Raw genomic sequence first — 18,960 nt, 5'->3', positions numbered from 1 at the left:
ATCAAGGAGGAATGACCATGTACCGCTTACCGAACGGAGAGGAAATTTTCATCATTGACGGGCATATTGCCTTGTGGGACGGCAGCAAAGAGAACCGGTTGAACATTCAAGGAGAGCAGTTCAGTGAAGAAGAAAAACCTTGGGGAAAAATGCGGCAAGATTGTACAATATCGACATTGAAAGCCGCCACTGCGAACTGGCGATGGTGATCGCCGATGCCAATAAAATCGCGTACGCTTCTTTACGGCAGAACGTTGACAGGAGGTGCATGGGATGTTGCTGGCCAAGGAACAGCAGGTATACAAGCAGCTCGATCAGGTATATGACCCGGAGCTTGATCAACCCTTAACGGAATTGGGGTTTATCGATCATACGAAAATCGACGGTAATCAAGTGCAGGTCGTATTCCGTTTACCGACCTATTGGTGCTCGCCAAACTTCGCATTCATTATGGCGGAGGATATCCGGACCTCTATTTCCCAATTGGAATGGGTCCGGGAGGTCAAAGTGAATTTGATCGACCACTGTGCTTCCGATGAAATCAATCAAGGGGTTTCGAAGGGGAAGCGCTTCAGCGAATCGACCAGCCGGTTTGGAGCGTCCGACGGGGAGCTTGACGAGCTGCGGAGAACGTTTCAAATCAAAGCGTTCTATGCCCGGGAGGAAAAGCTGATCAAGCATTTATTGGCTCAGGGTTTGTCGAAAGAAGCGATCATTGCCATGACCTTGGAGCAGCTGCATCAGCTCCCGCTCACAGAAGAGGGGCAGAACATGCGATCCAGATATGTAGAGAAGAAGGCGCAGCTCAACCACGCCGGGTTTTGGGCCTTTACCACTCCCGAAGGAGAGGCTTTAACGCCGGAAGGGTTTGCGGATTACCTGCTGGGCGCCAAAAGAACAAGATTGAGCATGGAGTTTAACGGCCATTATTGCCGCGGTCTGTTAGAGGCCCGCTACGATTTGGAGGCCACGGTCACGGAAGGGACATAAGCAGCGCAGCTCCCATTGCTGTCGGGAATGTTCATAACATTCTTGATCATATATTAAACAAACTCAAAAAGGATCGGTGATGAAGATGAGTAAAAAGGTGCTTATCCTGACTGGTGATGCTGTAGATTGTCTGGAAGTTTTCTATCCTTACTATCGCTGTCTGGAGGAGCAAATCGATGTGACAATTGCTTCGCCTACGAAAAAGAAGCTTCAAACGGTTTGTCACGATTTCCTTCCGCAGATGGAAACCTTCACCGAGTTGACCGCATATAGAATCGATTCGCATGCTTCTGTCGACGATATTAACCCGGCGGATTTCGACGCGCTGATTATCCCCGGCGGACGCGCCCCGGAATATATCCGCATGAACCCAAAAGTGCAGGAAATTACGGCCCACTTCCTCCAGGAAAACAAGCCGATGGGCGTCATATGCCACGGTCAGCTGGTGTTGACGACCGTGCGCGAGCATATCCAGGGCCGTTCGATGACCGCTTACACTTGCTGCCGTCCTGAAGTGGAAGCGGCGGGAGCCCATTATGTCGAGAAGATGCTTGTCGTTGACGGCAACCTGGTAACGGGGCATGCATGGCCGGATCTGCCGGGCTTTATGAGAGAATTCTTCCATCTGTTGAATGCGGATAAGAAAGTAGCGGTGTAATCGGTGTTCGGGCAGCTGGTTACACGTAGTTGATGCCTTGGAACCAGTGCGCTCCGGCTTAATACCGGAGCGCGCTGGTTTTTCCTGTTTATCACTTTTAGAAAGCTTGGTGATTCGTCTGCAATTACTACCGGAATTAGCCAAAAAAATCATCCATGAAGTGGAATCGGCCATGACCGAGCATCTGATCGTTGTCAACGGTCAGGGGATCATTATCGCCTCGACGGACAAAAACCGGATCGGTTCATTTCATGAGGGTGCGACGCTTGTCATGAAGTCCGGACATAGGCTGCATATTACCGAAAGGGATGCCAAGCGGCTAAAAGGAGTGAAGCCGGGAATCAATCTGCCGATTTACTACAACAAGAAGGTGATTGGCGTCATTGGTATCACAGGTACTCCCTCGGTTGTTGAACCCTACGCGGAGCTGCTGCGAAGAATGACGGAGCTCATTATTAGAGAAGCCCTGCAGAAAGAGAAGGAAGAGCGGGAAACAAGGGGGCTCGAATCCTTTTTTTACGAGTGGATTCATATCCAGGACGTGGATCAGGAGTTTATCAATCGCGGCCAAATCCTGGGGGTTTCCGTTGAGATTCCGTACATTTGCGTCCTTTTCCAGGTGGATGTCAACCACCGCGACGAGGTGCTTCGGGAAGCGCAATCGCTGATGGCCGACTTTTTTCTAAGAAATTTTGAACGCGATCCGACCGATTTTTTCATTCGCTGGGGCAACGGAAAATTCATTCTGATTAAAGATGCCAAAAATCAAAATGCGCCCAAAATGCTTTCCCGGGAATTGACCAAATGGCATCAATATTTTAAAAAGCATTACGGGATTAATTTGGCCGTCGGCGTGGGCAAGACCATCGAACCCTTCAAAATGAACCATACGTACAACGAAGCGAAGAAGGCGTTGAAGGTGGCGCAAAAGCATCATGAGATCGTTTATTACGAGGATTTGCTGCTGGATATCGTGTTGGAGGAGATCAGCGTAAAAACAAAGCATGAGTTCATCAACCGGATTTTATCGGAAATCCAATCGGATCAAGAGCTTCTGGAGACAATCCGCGTTTATTATAAAAAGCAATTGTCCATTAAAGATAGCGCGGATGCGCTTCATATTCACATTAATACGCTGCACTACCGGCTCAACCAGATCAAGGAGCTTACAGGCATCAACCCCAAATGCCCGGAAGGCATTACGTTATTTTTAATTGCGCTCTCCTTATTGAAATTAGATAATCATCCAATAAATGAGGATTGATATTAAGGATCTTTGTATTTTCGCACATGGTTATTTAAAAGGGCTCTTCCTATAATGGTGATAACGAAAGGAGGACTTCTTGTGATTCCACCAGCAATAAGAAGCCAGCTTATAGAAATTGTCGGAAGCGCCCGGTATCATGACTCGAATGAAGCGAGATTGTCCTATTCGTATGATGCGACGCCGAACTTTCAGGCGCTTCCCGACGCCGTCATCATGCCCAAGAGCAAAGAAGAAATCCAGGCGGTTTTAAAAATATGCAATGAGCATGGAATCCCGATTGTACCCAGAGGCTCCGGCACCAATTTAAGCGCCGGTACATGCCCGACCCAGGGCGGCATTGTTCTTGTGTTCAATCATATGAACCGGATTTTGGAAATTGACGAAGAGAATTTAACCGTTACGGTGCAGCCGGGCGTCATTACGAAGCAATTAATTGAAGCCGTGGAGGCCAGGGGGTTGTTTTATCCCCCGGACCCCAGCTCGATGAAAATCTCAACCATCGGCGGCAACATTAATGAATGCTCGGGAGGGCTTCGGGGTTTAAAATACGGTGTCACCAAGGACTATGTCCTTGGGCTGGAAATCGTTCTGCCGAATGGAGATTGCATTCGAACGGGCGGGAAATCGCCCAAGGATGTGGCGGGATACGATCTAACAAAGCTGTTTGTCGGCTCCGAGGGGACGCTGGGCGTCATAACGGAAGCCACGCTAAAGCTCATTCCCATCCCGGAAACGAAAAAAACGATGCTGGCGCTTTTCGAAGATCTCGACGCAGCGGCCAGAACGGTATCGGCGATTATTTCAAACCGGATTATCCCGGCCACGCTCGAATTTCTGGATCAGCCTACGTGTAAAGTCGTTGAGGATTTCGCAAAGGTCGGTTTACCGACCGATGTGAATGCGGTGCTGCTCATTGAGCAGGATGGGCCGTTGGAGGTCGTGGAACGGGACATGGAACAAATCGCCCGAATTTGCAAGGAAGGGCATGCGGTATCCGTGAAAATCGCCCAATCGAAGGCGGAAGCCGAAGCATTAAGCACGGCCAGGCGATCCGCGTTATCTGCGCTCGCGCGGTTGAGGCCTACGACGATTCTGGAGGATGCGACGGTCCCTCGGTCGAAAATTAGCGAAATGGTGCGTGCCATTAATCAGATTGCAGAAAAGTACAATGTAACGATTTGTACCTTCGGTCATGCCGGTGACGGAAACCTGCACCCCACCTGTTTGACGGATGGAAGAAACAAGGAAGAGATGCACCTCGTTGAAAAAGCGTTCGAAGAAATTTTCCGGAAGGCGATCGAGCTAGGAGGTACCATTACCGGAGAGCACGGCGTTGGCGAGATGAAGCGGCCTTATTTATCGTTAAAGGTTGGAGAGGAAGGCGTAGCGGCGATGAAAGCCGTCAAACAAGCCTTTGATCCGAACGGAATCATGAATCCCGGCAAAATGTTCGCAAAAGACGCCCGCAAAAGAGTGGTGATGACCAGATGAACCGGCAGGTGCAGAGTGAGATTCGACAGGGCTTCAAAGAACAGCTGGATTACAACGAGCTAATGAATTGCATGAGATGCGGCTTCTGCCTTCCGACCTGTCCGACTTATGGCCAAACCGATCAATATGAAGCGGCGTCTCCGCGCGGCCGGATCGCTCTCATGAAGGGGGTCGTCGACGGGGTCATTGAACCGGACGAAGATGTGGAGAAGCAGCTGAATCTTTGCCTCGGCTGCCGGGCTTGTGAGCCGGTTTGTCCGTCCGGCGTGAAATACGGCCATCTGCTTGAGGAAGCTCGGGATGTGATTCAGCAAAAGAAAAAGCATAAAATGCACGCGAAGGTGATGATGGGGCTTGTGTTTAAACAATTGTTTCCGCACAAAGACCGGATCAAGCGACTGCATTATTTCCTTAGGTTCTATCAAAAGAGCGGTCTGCAGCGCATCGTTCAAAAAAGCAAATTGCTGCATATCCTGCCCGGGAACATTGCGGAGCTTGAGCGAACGATACCGCCCATCGCAAGCGCCGGCGCGTTGAACAACCGTCCTGCCTATCTTCCTGCCGAAGGGCAAGCAAAGAAGAAGGTCGCTTTTTTCTCAGGTTGTCTTATGGATACGATGTTCATGGAAACCAACGATGCCACGATGAAGCTGCTTCAAAAGGCAGGCTGCGACATTGTGATTCCTTCCGGCCAGGGATGCTGCGGCGCCTTGCACGCACACGGCGGAGAGAAAGAGATGGCCAAGCGGTTAGCCAAGGCCAACATCGAGGCCTTCGAATCGCTGGACGCGGACTATATCGTCCTGAATGCAGGCGGATGCGGTGCCTTATTGGTTGAATACGATCACTTGCTGAGGGATGAAGAGGAATGGAGAGAGCGAGCCAAAGCATTCGCCGGCAAAGTAAGGGATTTCTCCGAAATTCTTGTTGAGCTTCAATTTGCCGAAAGGGAACTTTCGCTGCCGGAACAAGTGATTACGTATCAGGATTCCTGCCATCTGCGGAATGTCATGGGTACAGCCAGTGCCCCGCGGACATTGCTGGCCTCGATTAAAGGCGTTCAATATCGTGAGATGGAAGAGGCCGATCATTGCTGCGGATCTGCGGGGGTCTACAATATTACGGAGAAAGAAATGTCGATGCAAATCTTGGACTATAAAATGGAAAAGGTGAACAAAGTACGTGCGCAAACGATCGTGACGGCCAATCCGGGCTGCCTGCTGCAGATGCGGCTGGGCATTATTCGGGAGGGTGCGGAGGAGAGAATGAGAGCCGTGCATCTGGCCGACCTGCTGCTGGAAGCGGTGAACGGCCAAGGCGTTTCCTGATGGTTCTTCCTACAGAAATGATCCGACGTTTGGTATCGTTTTTTATATAGATATACATTTTATTCGGTTCCGGCAATGACTATACTTGAAGTAAGCATTGGGAACGGAACATCATGCGCTCCATGAGTTTTAGTGGGAGGACGGTTGGGGGCATGATGTCTTCGATCTATGTTGTAAGCGTTTCCCTGTGCTTGTGATACCTTTCAAGGAGGAATGACCATGTACCGCTTACCGAACGGAGAGGAAATTTTCATCATTGACGGGCATATTGCATTGTGGGACGGCAGCAAAGAGAACCAGTTGAACGTTCAAGGAGAGCAGTTCATCCATTGCTTTTACGATTATCACAAAAAAATGACCCCGAAGGAGTATTTGTGGCCGAAGGACAAATTCCTGAAATACGATGCCGGCACGCTGATCGATGATGTGTTTGTCAAAGGCTACAGCGACATGGCCATCTTTCAGCCGGTCTATTTGAAGGAGTTTTACAAGAACGGCTTCGGCGATCCGGACATCAACGATGCGCTTGCGCGGCAGTATCCGGGCCGGTTCATCTGTAACGGAACGTTCGATCCGCGCCATGGAGCGCGCGGCCTGGAGCAGCTCGAGAAGGATCATGAGAAATACCGGTGGCCCGGTGTCAAGCTGTACACGGCCGACTGGTATAAGGGCTCGAAAGGATATAAATTAACGGACGACTGGTCTTATCGCTACCTGGAGAAATGCGTCGAGCTCGGGATCAAGAACATTCACGTACACAAAGGGCCGACGATCATTCCGCTGAACCGCGATGCGTTCGACGTTGCCGATATCGACGATGTGGCCAGCGCGTTCCAGGATTTGAATTTCATCGTCGAGCACGTCGGGCTTCCGCGGCTGGAGGATTTCTGCTGGATTGCGACGCAGGAGAAGAACGTATACGGCGGCTTGGCGATTGTCATGCCTTTCATCCATACGCGTCCCCGCTATTTTGCGGAAATCATCAGCGAGCTGCTGTACTGGATCGGCGAAGACCGGATCCTGTTCGGAAGCGACTATGCGATATGGGAGCCGGGCTGGATGATCGAGAAGTTCATCGCGATGGAGCTGCCGGAAGATATTCAGAAGGAAACCGGCGTAACGCTCGATTTGAATGTGAAGAAGAAAATCCTCGGAGAAAATGCGGCAAATTTGTACAACATCGACATCGAGAGCCAGAAGGAAAAACTGCGCCACTGCGAACTGGCGAAGGTGATAGCCGACGCCAATAAAATCGCGTAAGCCTTTTGGTTTCACGGATGATATGCCGGCTTGATCGGGAACGGCCGCAGTATGGGCAGGCATGTGGATTGGCTTGGGCATCATGTGGGGTTTGGGGACAATATATGGCTGGAAACTGCAATAAGGGATGCTGCCGCGGGCAGCATCCCTTATCTTTTTCAGTAATTCATACTATTAAAATGTAAAAAAATGTAATATTATAAGACTTTTCGGCCGCTGGTCATGGCGGTTTAAGCTGTTGAAAGCGCAGGGAGATTTCTTTGGCTGCCTGTAATACGAGCTTTGTCAAGAGCGGGAGGGCGTCTTTGGATATGCGCTGGACGGGGCCCGGAATGCTCACGGTGGCGATGACTTGTCCCCGCGAATTGCGAATCGGGGCGGCTACTGAAGCGATGCCCTCATGCAATTCCTCTACACTCACCGAGAAACCCTGCTCCCGGACTTTGTCCAGTAATGCGTGCATTTGCTTTACGTCCGTGATCGTTTTACGGGTGTAAGCCTTCAACCCCTTGCTGAACAAAAGGTTCACGGTTTCCTTCGGTTGATAAGCCAAAAACACCTGACCTGAACTCGTACAATGGGCCGGCACCCGGCTTCCTATCATCGAGAGAGAAGCATGGGTGTTTATGCCATCAATGCGATTGAGAAAAATAACTTCGCCATCCCGAAAAATACCGATATGGATGGATTCTTTCGTTTTTTTACCCAGTTGGCGGATAACGGGCAGCGCCGTTTGATGAAGGGGCATGGTGGAAGTGACGATATTGCTGATGGCCAGAATCGAAATGCCCAGTCGGTACAAATTCGTATTCGGGTCCTTGGCGATGAAGCCTTCACCTGCCAATGTGGTTACCAAGCGGTGAACGGTGCTTTTGGCAATCCCCAGCTTCTCGGACAGTTCGCTGATGCCCAATTCGGCTTCTTCCGGGGAGAAGGCGTTCAAGAGGCGCACCGCGTTTTGAACAGAACTAAAGCGCTTGCCGCCTTGATGAGGCCGCATCACGATTTCCTCCTTATATCCGGGTACTACGCTATTCCACGGCCCTCCTTTAATACGTATTTTATTTCATTTGTTTAATATAGAAGAAAATTAAAGTTTCGCAAAATACACTCTGATACTATTATAGATTCCAATAACGTTATTTGTAATCGCTTTAAAAACCTGTGCAGGGTGAAAATGTAAATATTTTTGCGGTGAGCAGAGGGAACACGATTGAATTTCATATTGGAAAGGCGGTTTACCATGGAACCATCATCCCCGAATAACCAATCCGCAGTAACTTATGAGCTAAAGGATGGTTTGGACAACAAGGCAGCAAGTAAATTTACTACGGCTTCCGCTTTAATGGAATCGCTTCATGAGGCCGGCGTTTCCTGTATTTTCGCCAATTTGGGAAGCGATCACCCCGCTCTCATCGAAGAATGGGCACAGGCCCAATTACAAAACAAGAACTACCCCCGCATTATTATTTGTCCGCACGAATTCGTCGCTTTAAGCGCTGCCCATACCTACGCCCAAGTCAGCGGACGGCCGCAAGCGGTATTTATCCATGTGGAATGCGGCACCCAAAATCTCGGCGGATCCGTACATAATGCGGCAAAAGGCAGGGTGCCTGTGCTTATTTTTGCCGGCGCTTCTCCGTTTACTCAGGAAGGCGAGCTTGTCGGAAGCCGAAATGAACATATTCATTGGATTCAAGACGTGTTTGATCAACGCGGTATTGTGCGGCAGTATATGAAGTACGATAATGAAATCCGCACCGGAAAAAATGTGAAGCAGCTTGTCCATCGGGCACTGCAAATAGCGGAAAGCGACCCGAAAGGGCCGGTATACCTCATGGCCTCGCGCGAAGTGCTGGAGGAAGAGATCGAACGGTCTTCCTTCCGGACGCAAGGCTGGGAACCGCTGTCCCCGAGTGCCATTCCCCCGGAGAAGATTGCCGAGATCGCGAACGATTTGCTGCAGGCCCAAAAACCGCTAATCGTCACCTCTTATTTAGGAAGAAACAAGCAGGCGGTTCCGGAGCTTGTCCGATTGAGCGAGCGTTTAGCCGTTCCGGTACTGGAATCAGCGCCTTATTATATGAACTTCCCCGGAGATCATCCTCTTCATGTAGGCTATCAGTGGAATCATCCGGAGCAAAATGAAATCCTTGCCGAAGCGGATCTGGTTCTTGTGATCGACAGCGATGTGCCCTGGATTCCGCTGCACAATCAACCGGCCAAAGACTGTACGGTTTACTTTATAGACGTTGACCCATTAAAAGAAAAGACACCTTTATGGTATATCCCGTCCAAAAGATTTTATAAGGCCGATTCATTCGCGGCTCTTCAGCAGTTGAACGCTTATTTCAATACAATCCATCATTTGATCGATGAAAAAGCTGTCCGGGAGCGCAACCAATATTTCACCCTGATTCATCACCGGCAAAGGGAAGAATGGAGGCGCCTGGAGCAGCTGGACGACAGCGACATCATTACGCCGGAGTATCTTACTGCCTGTATCCGTGAAGCCATAGATGAGGATACGATTGTGCTGACCGAAACGATTACCAATTATGCAACCGTCAGCAAGCATTTACCGCGCAATACACCTGGAACCTTGCTGGGAAGCGGTGCGAGCGCTTTAGGATGGCACGGAGGAGGGGCGATTGGCGCCAAGCTTGCTGCGCCGGATAAAACCATCGTCAGCCTTACGGGGGACGGTTCCTATATATTCAGTAATCCGACACCCGTTCATTGGGTGGCGAGGAAATACAATACCCCTTTTCTGACCGTTATTTACAACAATCATGGATGGGGCGCGCCCAGAATGTCTACGCTCGGTGTCCATCCCAACGGCGTAGCCCGCCAGACGGACCAATTCTGGGTCAATTTCGATCCATCGTCCGAATTGGCCAAGGTGGCCGAAGCCGCCGGCGGAGCGTATCCCAGATTGGTTGAAAAACCAAGTGAATTAAAGGAGGCCATAGTCAGCGCTCTGCACATGGTCAAAGGAGGGCGGTCTGCTGTGCTTGATGTGCGTTTGCCGCAAGTATCCAAGCAGCAGCACTGAATGTTGAACACGAGGGTTCGGATTCTCAAAGAGGATAGTTGGACAAAAGGTGCGGCGGGACATCTTACGAATATGATTACTCCTATGGAGGGAATCAGATGAAGAACATATCCAAATGGTTAGGTAACGCTTTGAACATTTTGATGGCGTTTTCCCTATTATTTATGTGCATTCTGGTACTGGGCAATGTGATTTTGCGGTATGTGTTTGATTCGGGGATCACCTGGTCTGAGGAAATGTCCCGTTTCTTATTTGTGTGGATGATCTTCTTGGGATCGATCGGGGCCTTGAAGGATAATGAACATCTCGGGGTAGAGATGCTGGTCAAAAGACTGCCGCCTTCCATGAAAAAGATCGCCTATATCATCAGCCATGTGTTGATTCTCTTTGCCTTGTTGTTGATTTTACAAGGAAGCTGGAAGCTGATTCTGCTCAATATGGACAGCAATGCGCCTGCTACAGGAATACGGATGTCCTATGTATACGCGATTGGCATCATTATGAGCTTAGGTATGGCCCTTGTGGTTATGATCAAAATGTACAAAGTGCTGCTCCGCAAATCTGCCATAGATAAAGCTGTTCGCATGAAAGAATCGGAAGAAGAGATGCTCGGGCCTGTATACGAAAAGAGGCAGACGCTTTCGGGAGGGAACCAACCATGACAATGACGATTTTCCTCGGTTCACTCTTGGGCTCTATGGTTCTTGGAACGCCTATTGCTTTCGCGCTGTTAATTAGCGGTGTGGCTTTAATGATCCAATTGAATATGTTCGACAGTCTGATCATTGCCCAGAATTTGATTAACGGAGCGGACAGCTTCCCGCTAATGGCTGTCCCGTTCTTTATTCTCGCAGGCGAATTGATGAATGCAGGGGGGATTTCCACTCGTATTATCAACTTTGCATTGTCGTTCGTCGGACATATACGCGGAGGATTGGGTTATGTCGCCATCATTGGAAGCGTCTTGTTTGCCGGTTTATCCGGGTCGGCTTTGGCCGATACGGCGGCGCTTGGCGCAATCCTGATCCCGATGATGGTAAAGGCCGGGTATGATCGCAATCGATCGACCGCTTTGATTGCATCGGGCGGTATTATTGCGCCAATTATCCCTCCGAGCATTCCGATGATTATTTTCGGCGTGACCAGCGGTGTATCGATTACCAAGCTGTTTATGGCCGGTATTGTCCCCGGGCTTCTGATTGCATTAGGGCTAACCATTGCTTGGACCCTGGTCGTTCGTAAAGATAAGGTAGCCGTTTTCCCCCGCAAGTCTGTAAAAGAAATGTGGCATGCAACCAAACAAGCCGTTTGGGCGCTCCTCCTGCCGGTGATTATTATCGGGGGATTGCGCGGGGGGATATTTACACCAACGGAAGCAGCGGTGGTTGCGGCTTTCTATGCCTTTCTCGTCGGCTTCATCATCTACCGTGAATTGAAAATCCAGCACTTGTTCCGTGTCTTTGTGGCTTCAGCAAAAGTGACGAGCGTGGTCATGTTTTTGGCGGCTGCCGCGATGGTTTCCGCTTGGCTGATTACGATAGCAGATATTCCCATTCTTTTGGTGGATATGCTGGGACCGTTGATTGAGAACAAATTGCTGCTGCTCATTGCGATTAATATCTTGGTATTACTTGTTGGGACGGCTATGGATCTTACACCCACTATTCTGATTTTGACCCCGATCCTCATGCCGATTATCGAACAGGCCGGGATTGATCCGGTTTATTTCGGAGTCCTTTTCGTTCTAAATAACTGTATCGGTTTGCTAACCCCGCCTGTGGGGGCCGTATTGAACGTCGCTTGCGGTGTCGGCAAGGTGGATATGGAAGGCATATTGAAGGGAATTTGGCCTTTTTTACTGGTTGAAGTGCTGATTTTGTTTCTGCTGATCCTCTTTCCGTCTATCGTAACCGTTCCGCTAGGATGGTTCACTTGAGAGAAGGAAGGCTTCAATATCAAATCCACATGAAACGAGGGAAGGCTATGAAAAAATGGTTAAAACCGCTCGTAATTGGATTAACTGTACTTAGCTTACTTGTAGTCACAGGCTGTGGAAATGCCGGAAGCGGGGGAACTCAAGGCGGTAACGGAGATAGCGGTGCAAATGTCGCCAATGGAGCATCAACGCCGGCAGCAGCTAAAGCCCAAGATTCCGCCAATGTGAAAACGCGCGTGATGAAAGCCGGAATTGTCAGTCCTAAAGGCCACCCGCAGGGGCTCGGTTTGGAGAAATTCGCGGAACTCGTCGAGCAAAAAAGCGGTGGGAAAATGAAGGTTCAACGATTTTATGATGCATCGCTTGGTGATGATAAGAAAATGATGGAAGCCGTGCAGGGCGGCCTGCAGGAGGTAGCGGGAATCACGACCCCGCCCATATTCGGCACGATCAAAGCATTCGGTATTTTCGATTTTCCTTTCGTAATTAATAATGAAAAACAAGCGGATGCCGTCATGGATGGGCCTATCGGCCAAAAATTGATGGATTTACTGCCGCAGCACAAAATCATTGGATTAAGTTATTGGGAAAACGGATTCCGTAGTATCACCAACAGCAAGCACCCGATTACGAGGGTAGAAGATTTTAAGGGAATTAAGATTCGGACGCTGCCTAACCCCATCCATTTGGAGATGTTTAAAACGCTGGGAGCCAATCCGACGCCGATGGTCTTTTCCGAAGTATTCTCCGCTTTGGAGAGCAAAGCCATTGACGGACAAGAAAACTCCTTTGCGGTGGTCGAATCCCATAAGCTGTATGAGGTTCAAAAATATTTAACTATCACGAATCATCTGTATGCTCCGACCATCCTCATATTCAGCAAGAAATATTGGGATCAATTGTCGGATGAAGAAAGAAAGATTGTTCAGGAAGCCGCTGCAGAATCCGGTAAATTTCAGCGGGAAACCAACAGAGCGATGGCCCAGGAAACATTGGAGAAGTTGAAGGCCGCCGGTATGCAAGTGAATGAAATGTCACCTGAAGAAAAAGCCAAAATGCAACAGCTCACCCGACCGTTAATTGATAAGTTCTCCAAAGAAATTGGCGAAGATTTGGTGAAGGAGCTCTTCAAGGAATTGGATAGTATCAAATAATCAGCTTGACCGCGAACCCGACAATGAAGCGGCATAGCTGTCAAAGAGGTGATGGGATGAGAATCGCAGTCGCAGGCGCAGGAGCGATGGGGTGCCGATTTGGCTCGATGCTGCATCGCAGCGGGCAATCCGTGATATTGATCGATCGTTGGAGAAATCATATAGAAGCAATTCAAACCAACGGATTGCGTGTCATTCATGAAGGCGGCACATCCACGTATAGATTAGAAGCCGTGACGGATTTTACTACGGTAGGCGTTGCAGATCTTGTCATGGTCTTCACCAAAGCCATGCATACCCAAGCTGTTGTCGAGCAAGCGCTGCCCATCATGGGTCCACACACGCAAGTGCTGACATTGCAGAACGGATTGGGTAATTTGGAAGCGGTTACTTCATATGTCCCTCGCGAGCGGGTGATTGTCGGCGTGACCAATTTCGGTACGGAGCTGGTTGCTCCGGGAGTGATTCGCGCACTCGGCTCCGGGGAAACCGTCATGATGAGCGCTCACGGACAAATCACCGAAGCGCTGCAGCAGATTTGCGGCATGATGAACGAGGCCGGCCTGCATGTGTCCATTGAACCGGACGTGATGTCCATCGTTTGGAAGAAGGTCGCATTTAATGCGGTGTATAATCCGCTTGCGGCGCTGACTCGATTGAAGGCATCGGATATCGGAGGCTATGAACGGTTTGACGAGCTCGTGAACGGCATCCTGGACGAAATCGTGACCGTAGCGAAAGCGGAACAAGTGGATATCGAAAAAGAAGATATCATCGCAGCGATCCAAGGCGTTCTCGATCCGGCCATGTCGGGCGAGCATCTGACTTCCATGCTGCAGGATGTGCTGGCTCAACGGGCAACGGAGATCGCCTTCCTCAACGGAGCCATCGTGGATAAAGCGGGGAAATACGGTATTGCCGTTCCGTATAATACGCTGCTGACCCATCTGATCCGTATGCTGGAAAGCACGTATGAGAAACGGATCGAAGTCCTTCACTAGAAGGGACTGTCAGCTTTCAGCCTTTAATAATAAATGATGAGAGGAGCTTACAAATGGCAATCACAAAAGAAGAACTTCCAATGATGCGTTACGAAAATTTAAACAAAAGCTTTATTAACGGCGAATGGGTGGAGGGGAGAAGCGACCAAACTTACGATATTGTAAATCCTTACGATCATTCGGTTGTGACTACGGTTCGGTTGGCGACGTCCCAGCAGCTGCATGAGGCCATTGACATGGCGAAGCAGGCGCAAAAGAAATGGGCCAAATCTTCCGCCGATGAAAGGAAGACGGTCATTTACAAGGCGGCAGAGTATTTGAAAGCTAACCGGGCCGCCATTGTGGATATCATCGTTCGTGAGACGGGAGGCACTTTGTTAAAAGCCAATGTGGAAGTGCATCTCGCCCTGGAGGTGCTGGAGGAAGCAATACATTATGCGGACGCAATCGATCAGGTGAGGGAGATTCCTTCTGCCATCGAGGGGAAGGTCAATCATATCCGCCGGCTTCCTTTGGGAGTGGTTGCGTCGATTTCGCCGTTTAATTTCCCAATGAATTTGTCGATGAGAACCATTGCGCCGGCCATTGCGTTGGGGAACAGCGTGGTGCATAAGCCTGATATTCAAGTTGGCTTAACCGGCGGTTCCATTATCGCCAAGGCATTCGAGCACGCCGGTCTGCCTCATGGCGTATTCAATATGATTCTCACGGATATCACAGAAATCGGCGATGACCTGTTAACCCATCCGCATGTCGGATTGATCAGTTTCACCGGTTCTACTGCCGTCGGAAGACACATCGGCGAGATTGCCGGTAGAAACTTGAAGCGAGTTATTCTGGAACTGGGCGGTAACAGTCCGTTTGTGGTGCTGTCGGATGCGGACGTCGACCGGGCGGTGGATGCTGCGGTGTTTGGGAAGTTCATCCATCAAGGACAAATTTGTATGATTATTAACCGTATCATTGTCCATAAAGATAAGCACGACGAGTTTGTCCAAAAGTTTGTGGAAAGAGCGAAGGCCCTTCCGTGCGGCGATCCGAGGGACCCGAACACCATGATCGGCCCTCTTATTAACGAGCGTCAGCTTGAGAAAGCGGTCAGTGCGATTGAGGCGGCCAAACGAGATGGAGCGAAAATGGCGTTGGAAGGCAAACGGGAAGGCAATGTGCTTACACCTTACGTATTTATTGATGTAGATAACTCAAGCAAGCTGGCGCAAACCGAGCTGTTTGCCCCCATCGCCACCATTATCAAAGCGAATACGGACGAAGAAGCCATAATTATGGCGAATGAAACCGAATACGGGTTAAGCTCTTCGATCTTTACGACAGATTTGGCCAAAGGCGAAGAGTTGGCGCTGCAAATCGAGAGCGGGATGACGCATATTAACGACCAGACGGTGAATGACAACCCCAACATTCCGTTTGGCGGAAATAAGGCGAGCGGAAGCGGAAGGTTTGGGAATCCGTGGATTATCGATGAATTTACAATAACCAAATGGGTTTCGGTTCAGGAAAAGTATCGCCGTTTCCCATTCTAAAAAGCAGCGACCGCTCCCCGGTATCGTTAGAAGGAGCGGTCGCTTTGTGTTATCTGCGGCCTTGGATCTCACCGAACGCCGGGATTCAACCGTAATAGCCCAATTTGGCGGAAATCCCAAGCCCCGCTTGCTTCAACGTTGTCACCGCATGCTCAATATTGCAGCTCCGGATGCGTTCTGTCGGCCCGGCGATACTGACGGCGGCCACCACCTCGCTGGTATAATCGCGTACAGGCACCCCAATACTTGAAACGCCTTCATATATTTCATCAATACATAGGGCATATCCCTGGCTTCGGATATCCTTTAAATGCTTCTTGAAGCGTTCCGGGTCGGTGATGGAATTGGGACCGTAAGGCTGCAAGCGTTCCGCTATTCCTGAAATGATCTCCTCTTTTTGAAAGGCCAGAATCGCTTTTCCCGATCCGGTGCAGGATACGGGGTTCCGGTTGCCTACGGGCGACAGGGGATGGGGATGTTTAACATCCACTTTCTGAAGGTACGCCACATTAGTCCCTTCCAAAATGCCGATAAAAGCGGATTCCCCCAATTCCTCCGCCAGTCTCTCCAAAAAAGGAAGCGATTCCCGGTGAATTTCCATCTGTGTCGTAATGATCCCGCTGTAACGCAAAAAGGCAAGGCCGAGGCGGTACCGGGACTTTGGGCTTTTCTCCAACAGACCCTCGGCCGTGAGGAAAGTCATGAGATGGTAGGCCGTACTTTTGTTTAATCCCAAGAGCCTGGAGATCTCCGTCACTCCCAATTCAGGCCGTTCCAAAGAGAACAGACGCAAGATACGCGCCGCATTTTTTACGGAATTAAGGGTATAATCCTTCTTTTTAAGCGCTTTCATAAGCCTCTCCGGCGAATTCGCGTTTTTCACTTATTATATCACTAAATGATATGAATATGGTAAAGTTGTTATTATATTTTATTGAAAGGTGGGATAATTCATTGTGAACAGCAAGACATTTGCTTCCTTTTGTAGCCTTAGTGAGTGCAGCAACTAAGCTATGAAATTATAAACCTGGATGAGTCAACTCCAAATCAAACCAAAGTATATTGTAAAAAAAGAAAATGGGACATATAAAGTAGCAGAACAAACCATCGTTTCACTGATGATGGAAAAGTAATTTATGGGGGCCCATATAGTCAATTGACCGGACTCAAAAATTCTACTGTATATTGACATCAAAAAATCGTCTATGTAATATAAAAAGGAGAGTTAGCACTCAGGCGCTTAGAGTGCTAATCGCGGGACGGATTGAAAGGAGAGCGAATCATGGCCAAAAAACAGTTTAAAGCCGAATCCAAAAGATTATTGGAAATGATGATTAACTCCATTTATACGCAGAGAGAAATTTTCCTAAGAGAGCTGATCTCGAATGCGAGCGATGCCATTGACAAAATCTACTATAAAGCGCTGTCCGACGATCAATTGGTTTTTGATAAAGACAATTATTACATCAAAGTAAAGCCGGATAAGGCCAACCGGACATTGACCATCTCCGATACGGGGATCGGTATGACCAAAGAGGAGCTGGAGAATAACCTGGGGGTTATCGCCAAGAGCGGCTCATTGGCATTCAAGAAAGAAAACGAATTGAAGGATGGGCACAATATCATCGGTCAATTCGGGGTGGGATTTTATTCTGCTTTTATGGTAGCCGAAGTGGTTACGGTCATCAGCAAGGCTTTGGGCAGCGATGAGGCGTATAAGTGGGAATCCAGAGGAGCAGACGGGTATACGATTGAGCCATGCGAGAAAGCGACGGCAGGTACGGATATTATTTTGAAAATTAAAGAGAATACGGAAGAGGATCAATACGACGAGTATCTTGAAGAGTATCGTTTAAGATCGATTATCAAAAAATACTCCGATTTTATCCGGTACCCCATAAAGATGGATGTGAAAGGGCAGCGGCCTAAAGAAGGCAGCGACAATGAATTCGAAGAATATGTTGAAGAACAAACCATCAACAGCATGGTTCCGATTTGGCGGAAAAACAAGAACGAGCTTACGCCGGAAGACTATGAAAATTTCTACACCGAGAAACGCTACGGGTTCGATAAGCCTCTAAAGCATATTCATATTAGTGCCGACGGTGCCGTGGTGTATAATGCCATTCTGTTTATCCCGGAGAATACGCCGTTCGATTATTATACGAAGGAATATGAGAAAGGCCTGGAGCTGTATTCCAACGATGTGCTGATCATGAATAAGTGTCCCGATCTGCTTCCCGACTATTTCAGCTTTGTTAAGGGAATGGTGGATTCCGAGGATTTATCGCTCAACATTTCCAGAGAGATTCTGCAGCATGACCGGCAATTGAGCCTCATCGCCAAAAACATCAAGAACAAAATCAAGAGCCAGCTGCAAAGCTTATTGAAGGATGAAAGAGAGAAGTATGAAAAATTCTATAAGGCCTTTGGCAGACAGCTGAAATTCGGGGTATACAGCGATTTCGGCGCCAATAAAGAGATGCTGCAGGATCTGCTGATGTTCTACTCCTCCAAAGAGAAGAAGCTGGTCACCCTGGATGAGTACGTGTCGAGAATGCCTGAGGATCAAAAATACATCTACTATGCCTCCGGGGAATCGATTGAACGCATCGAGAAGCTTCCTCAAACCGAGCTGGTAGCCGACAAGGGATATGAGATCCTATACTTTACCGATGATATCGATGAGTTCGCCGTCAAAATGCTCATGACCTACAAAGAAAAAGAATTTAAATCGGTATCGAGCGGCGACCTGGGAATTGAACCGGATGCAAGCGAAAACACGTCGGATGCAGAAGAGGGCGAAACCAAAGACCTCTTTGAATATATGAAAAACATACTGAAGGATAAAGTGAAGCATGTCAAAGCATCCAAGAGACTGAAGACCCATCCTGTCTGCCTGTCTACGGAGGGCGAATTAACGATTGAAATGGAAAAGATCCTCAAAGCCATGCCTAGCGGCCAGGATGTCAAAGCGGACAAGATTCTGGAGATCAACATCCATCATGAGGTATTCCAATCCTTAAAGGATGCTTATGCAAACGATAAAGAGAAACTCAATCTGTATACAAATCTGTTGTACAACCAGGCACTGTTAATCGAAGGATTGCCGATCCAGGATCCCGTCGAATTCACCAACGATATTTGCAAAATCATGGTTTAATATAACAGAATAACCCGATTCGGGCGCAAGCCCGGGTCGGGTTATTTGTCGTTGTCTCCCTGACGCACCGTGCATGGGATATGTCCAAAGAAGGACTTTTCTGTAGACAGAAGAAT

At 48.9% G+C, this 18,960-nt stretch carries 15 protein-coding genes and 1 pseudogene; 14 read left to right on the top strand and 2 right to left on the bottom strand.

Annotated features, from left to right (window positions below):
* The 7 genes and pseudogenes from NR121_RS17780 to NR121_RS17750 all read left to right on the top strand — a co-directional run.
* Nucleotides 1–209 (top strand): annotated as a pseudogene (locus tag NR121_RS17780) (hypothetical protein); the annotation flags it as partial.
* Between the two features lie 64 nt (nt 210–273).
* Entirely contained in the window at nt 274–990 is a 717-nt protein-coding gene (locus NR121_RS17775; protein WP_235594222.1) for an iron-sulfur cluster assembly protein, read from the top strand.
* Nucleotides 991–1,075: 85 nt separating this feature from the next.
* Entirely contained in the window at nt 1,076–1,648 is a 573-nt protein-coding gene (locus NR121_RS17770; protein ID WP_062411149.1) for a DJ-1/PfpI family protein, read from the top strand.
* Between the two features lie 109 nt (nt 1,649–1,757).
* Nucleotides 1,758–2,912 carry a CdaR family transcriptional regulator gene (locus NR121_RS17765; RefSeq protein ID WP_235594223.1) on the top strand — a complete coding sequence of 385 codons (1,155 nt, stop codon included), beginning with the start codon at nt 1,758–1,760 and terminating at the stop codon, nt 2,910–2,912.
* Between the two features lie 81 nt (nt 2,913–2,993).
* The gene (gene glcD / locus NR121_RS17760) at nt 2,994–4,406 is read left to right on the top strand and encodes a glycolate oxidase subunit GlcD (RefSeq protein ID WP_062410756.1); all 1,413 of its coding nucleotides are present in this window, start codon (nt 2,994–2,996) and stop codon (nt 4,404–4,406) included.
* A complete protein-coding gene (locus NR121_RS17755) occupies nt 4,403–5,734 on the top strand; it encodes a (Fe-S)-binding protein (protein WP_062410757.1) in 1,332 nt (443 codons plus the stop codon). The genes glcD and NR121_RS17755 overlap by 4 nt, the downstream gene beginning before the upstream one ends.
* Before the next feature lie 219 nt (nt 5,735–5,953).
* A complete protein-coding gene (locus tag NR121_RS17750) occupies nt 5,954–6,994 on the top strand; it encodes an amidohydrolase family protein (protein WP_062410758.1) in 1,041 nt (346 codons plus the stop codon).
* Nucleotides 6,995–7,214: 220 nt separating this feature from the next.
* Here NR121_RS17750 and NR121_RS17745 read toward each other — a convergent pair whose 3' ends face one another.
* Nucleotides 7,215–7,994: an IclR family transcriptional regulator gene (locus NR121_RS17745; RefSeq protein WP_062410759.1), complete on the bottom strand. Its 780-nt coding sequence runs from the start codon at nt 7,992–7,994 to the stop codon at nt 7,215–7,217.
* A 243-nt stretch (nt 7,995–8,237) separates the two neighbouring features.
* Between NR121_RS17745 and NR121_RS17740 the strand changes: the two genes are divergently transcribed.
* The 6 genes from NR121_RS17740 (at nt 8,238) to NR121_RS17715 (ending at nt 15,681) form a co-directional block, all read left to right on the top strand.
* Nucleotides 8,238–10,049, top strand: coding sequence for a thiamine pyrophosphate-requiring protein (locus NR121_RS17740; protein WP_256831595.1), 1,812 nt, complete (start codon nt 8,238–8,240; stop codon nt 10,047–10,049).
* Nucleotides 10,050–10,147: 98 nt separating this feature from the next.
* Nucleotides 10,148–10,711 carry a TRAP transporter small permease gene (locus NR121_RS17735; RefSeq protein ID WP_054818425.1) on the top strand — a complete coding sequence of 188 codons (564 nt, stop codon included), beginning with the start codon at nt 10,148–10,150 and terminating at the stop codon, nt 10,709–10,711.
* On the top strand, nt 10,708–11,985 hold the full coding sequence (locus NR121_RS17730) for a TRAP transporter large permease (RefSeq protein ID WP_062410760.1): 1,278 nt from the start codon (nt 10,708–10,710) through the stop codon (nt 11,983–11,985). Before NR121_RS17735 ends, NR121_RS17730 begins: the two co-directional genes overlap by 4 nt.
* A 47-nt stretch (nt 11,986–12,032) precedes the next feature.
* Nucleotides 12,033–13,139, top strand: a complete 1,107-nt coding sequence (locus NR121_RS17725) for a TRAP transporter substrate-binding protein (RefSeq protein ID WP_062411155.1) — start codon at nt 12,033–12,035, stop codon at nt 13,137–13,139.
* A gap of 56 nt (nt 13,140–13,195) precedes the next feature.
* The gene (locus tag NR121_RS17720) at nt 13,196–14,140 is read left to right on the top strand and encodes a ketopantoate reductase family protein (protein ID WP_054818426.1); all 945 of its coding nucleotides are present in this window, start codon (nt 13,196–13,198) and stop codon (nt 14,138–14,140) included.
* Between the two features lie 83 nt (nt 14,141–14,223).
* Complete coding sequence (locus NR121_RS17715) at nt 14,224–15,681, top strand: aldehyde dehydrogenase family protein (RefSeq protein ID WP_256831617.1); 1,458 nt, start codon at nt 14,224–14,226, stop codon at nt 15,679–15,681.
* 85 nt (nt 15,682–15,766) lie between these two features.
* On the opposite strand, the gene NR121_RS17710 is transcribed toward NR121_RS17715, so the two are convergent.
* Entirely contained in the window at nt 15,767–16,534 is a 768-nt protein-coding gene (locus NR121_RS17710; protein ID WP_256831594.1) for an IclR family transcriptional regulator, read from the bottom strand.
* Nucleotides 16,535–16,963: 429 nt separating this feature from the next.
* On the opposite strand from NR121_RS17710, the gene htpG reads away from it, so the two are divergent.
* A complete protein-coding gene (gene htpG / locus NR121_RS17705) occupies nt 16,964–18,844 on the top strand; it encodes a molecular chaperone HtpG (RefSeq protein WP_054818427.1) in 1,881 nt (626 codons plus the stop codon).
* Nucleotides 18,845–18,960 lie beyond the last annotated feature (116 nt).

The organism is Paenibacillus sp. Pae15 (assembly GCF_024519685.1).
Taxonomy (GTDB): Bacteria; Bacillota; Bacilli; order Paenibacillales; family NBRC-103111; genus Paenibacillus_G; species Paenibacillus_G naphthalenovorans.
This window is presented reverse-complemented; position numbering and strand designations above follow the sequence as displayed.

Coding starts and splice junctions, on each gene's coding strand:
- NR121_RS17715 (WP_256831617.1), top strand. CDS start 14,224: ATGCGTTACGAAAATTTAAACAAAAGCTTTATTAACGGCGAATGGGTG.
- NR121_RS17720 (WP_054818426.1), top strand. CDS start 13,196: ATGAGAATCGCAGTCGCAGGCGCAGGAGCGATGGGGTGCCGATTTGGC.
- NR121_RS17740 (WP_256831595.1), top strand. CDS start 8,238: ATGGAACCATCATCCCCGAATAACCAATCCGCAGTAACTTATGAGCTA.
- NR121_RS17735 (WP_054818425.1), top strand. CDS start 10,148: ATGAAGAACATATCCAAATGGTTAGGTAACGCTTTGAACATTTTGATG.
- NR121_RS17775 (WP_235594222.1), top strand. CDS start 274: ATGTTGCTGGCCAAGGAACAGCAGGTATACAAGCAGCTCGATCAGGTA.
- NR121_RS17725 (WP_062411155.1), top strand. CDS start 12,033: ATGAAAAAATGGTTAAAACCGCTCGTAATTGGATTAACTGTACTTAGC.
- htpG (WP_054818427.1), top strand. CDS start 16,964: ATGGCCAAAAAACAGTTTAAAGCCGAATCCAAAAGATTATTGGAAATG.
- NR121_RS17755 (WP_062410757.1), top strand. CDS start 4,403: ATGAACCGGCAGGTGCAGAGTGAGATTCGACAGGGCTTCAAAGAACAG.
- NR121_RS17770 (WP_062411149.1), top strand. CDS start 1,076: ATGAGTAAAAAGGTGCTTATCCTGACTGGTGATGCTGTAGATTGTCTG.
- NR121_RS17745 (WP_062410759.1), bottom strand. CDS start 7,994: ATGCGGCCTCATCAAGGCGGCAAGCGCTTTAGTTCTGTTCAAAACGCG.
- NR121_RS17750 (WP_062410758.1), top strand. CDS start 5,954: ATGTACCGCTTACCGAACGGAGAGGAAATTTTCATCATTGACGGGCAT.
- NR121_RS17710 (WP_256831594.1), bottom strand. CDS start 16,534: ATGAAAGCGCTTAAAAAGAAGGATTATACCCTTAATTCCGTAAAAAAT.
- NR121_RS17730 (WP_062410760.1), top strand. CDS start 10,708: ATGACAATGACGATTTTCCTCGGTTCACTCTTGGGCTCTATGGTTCTT.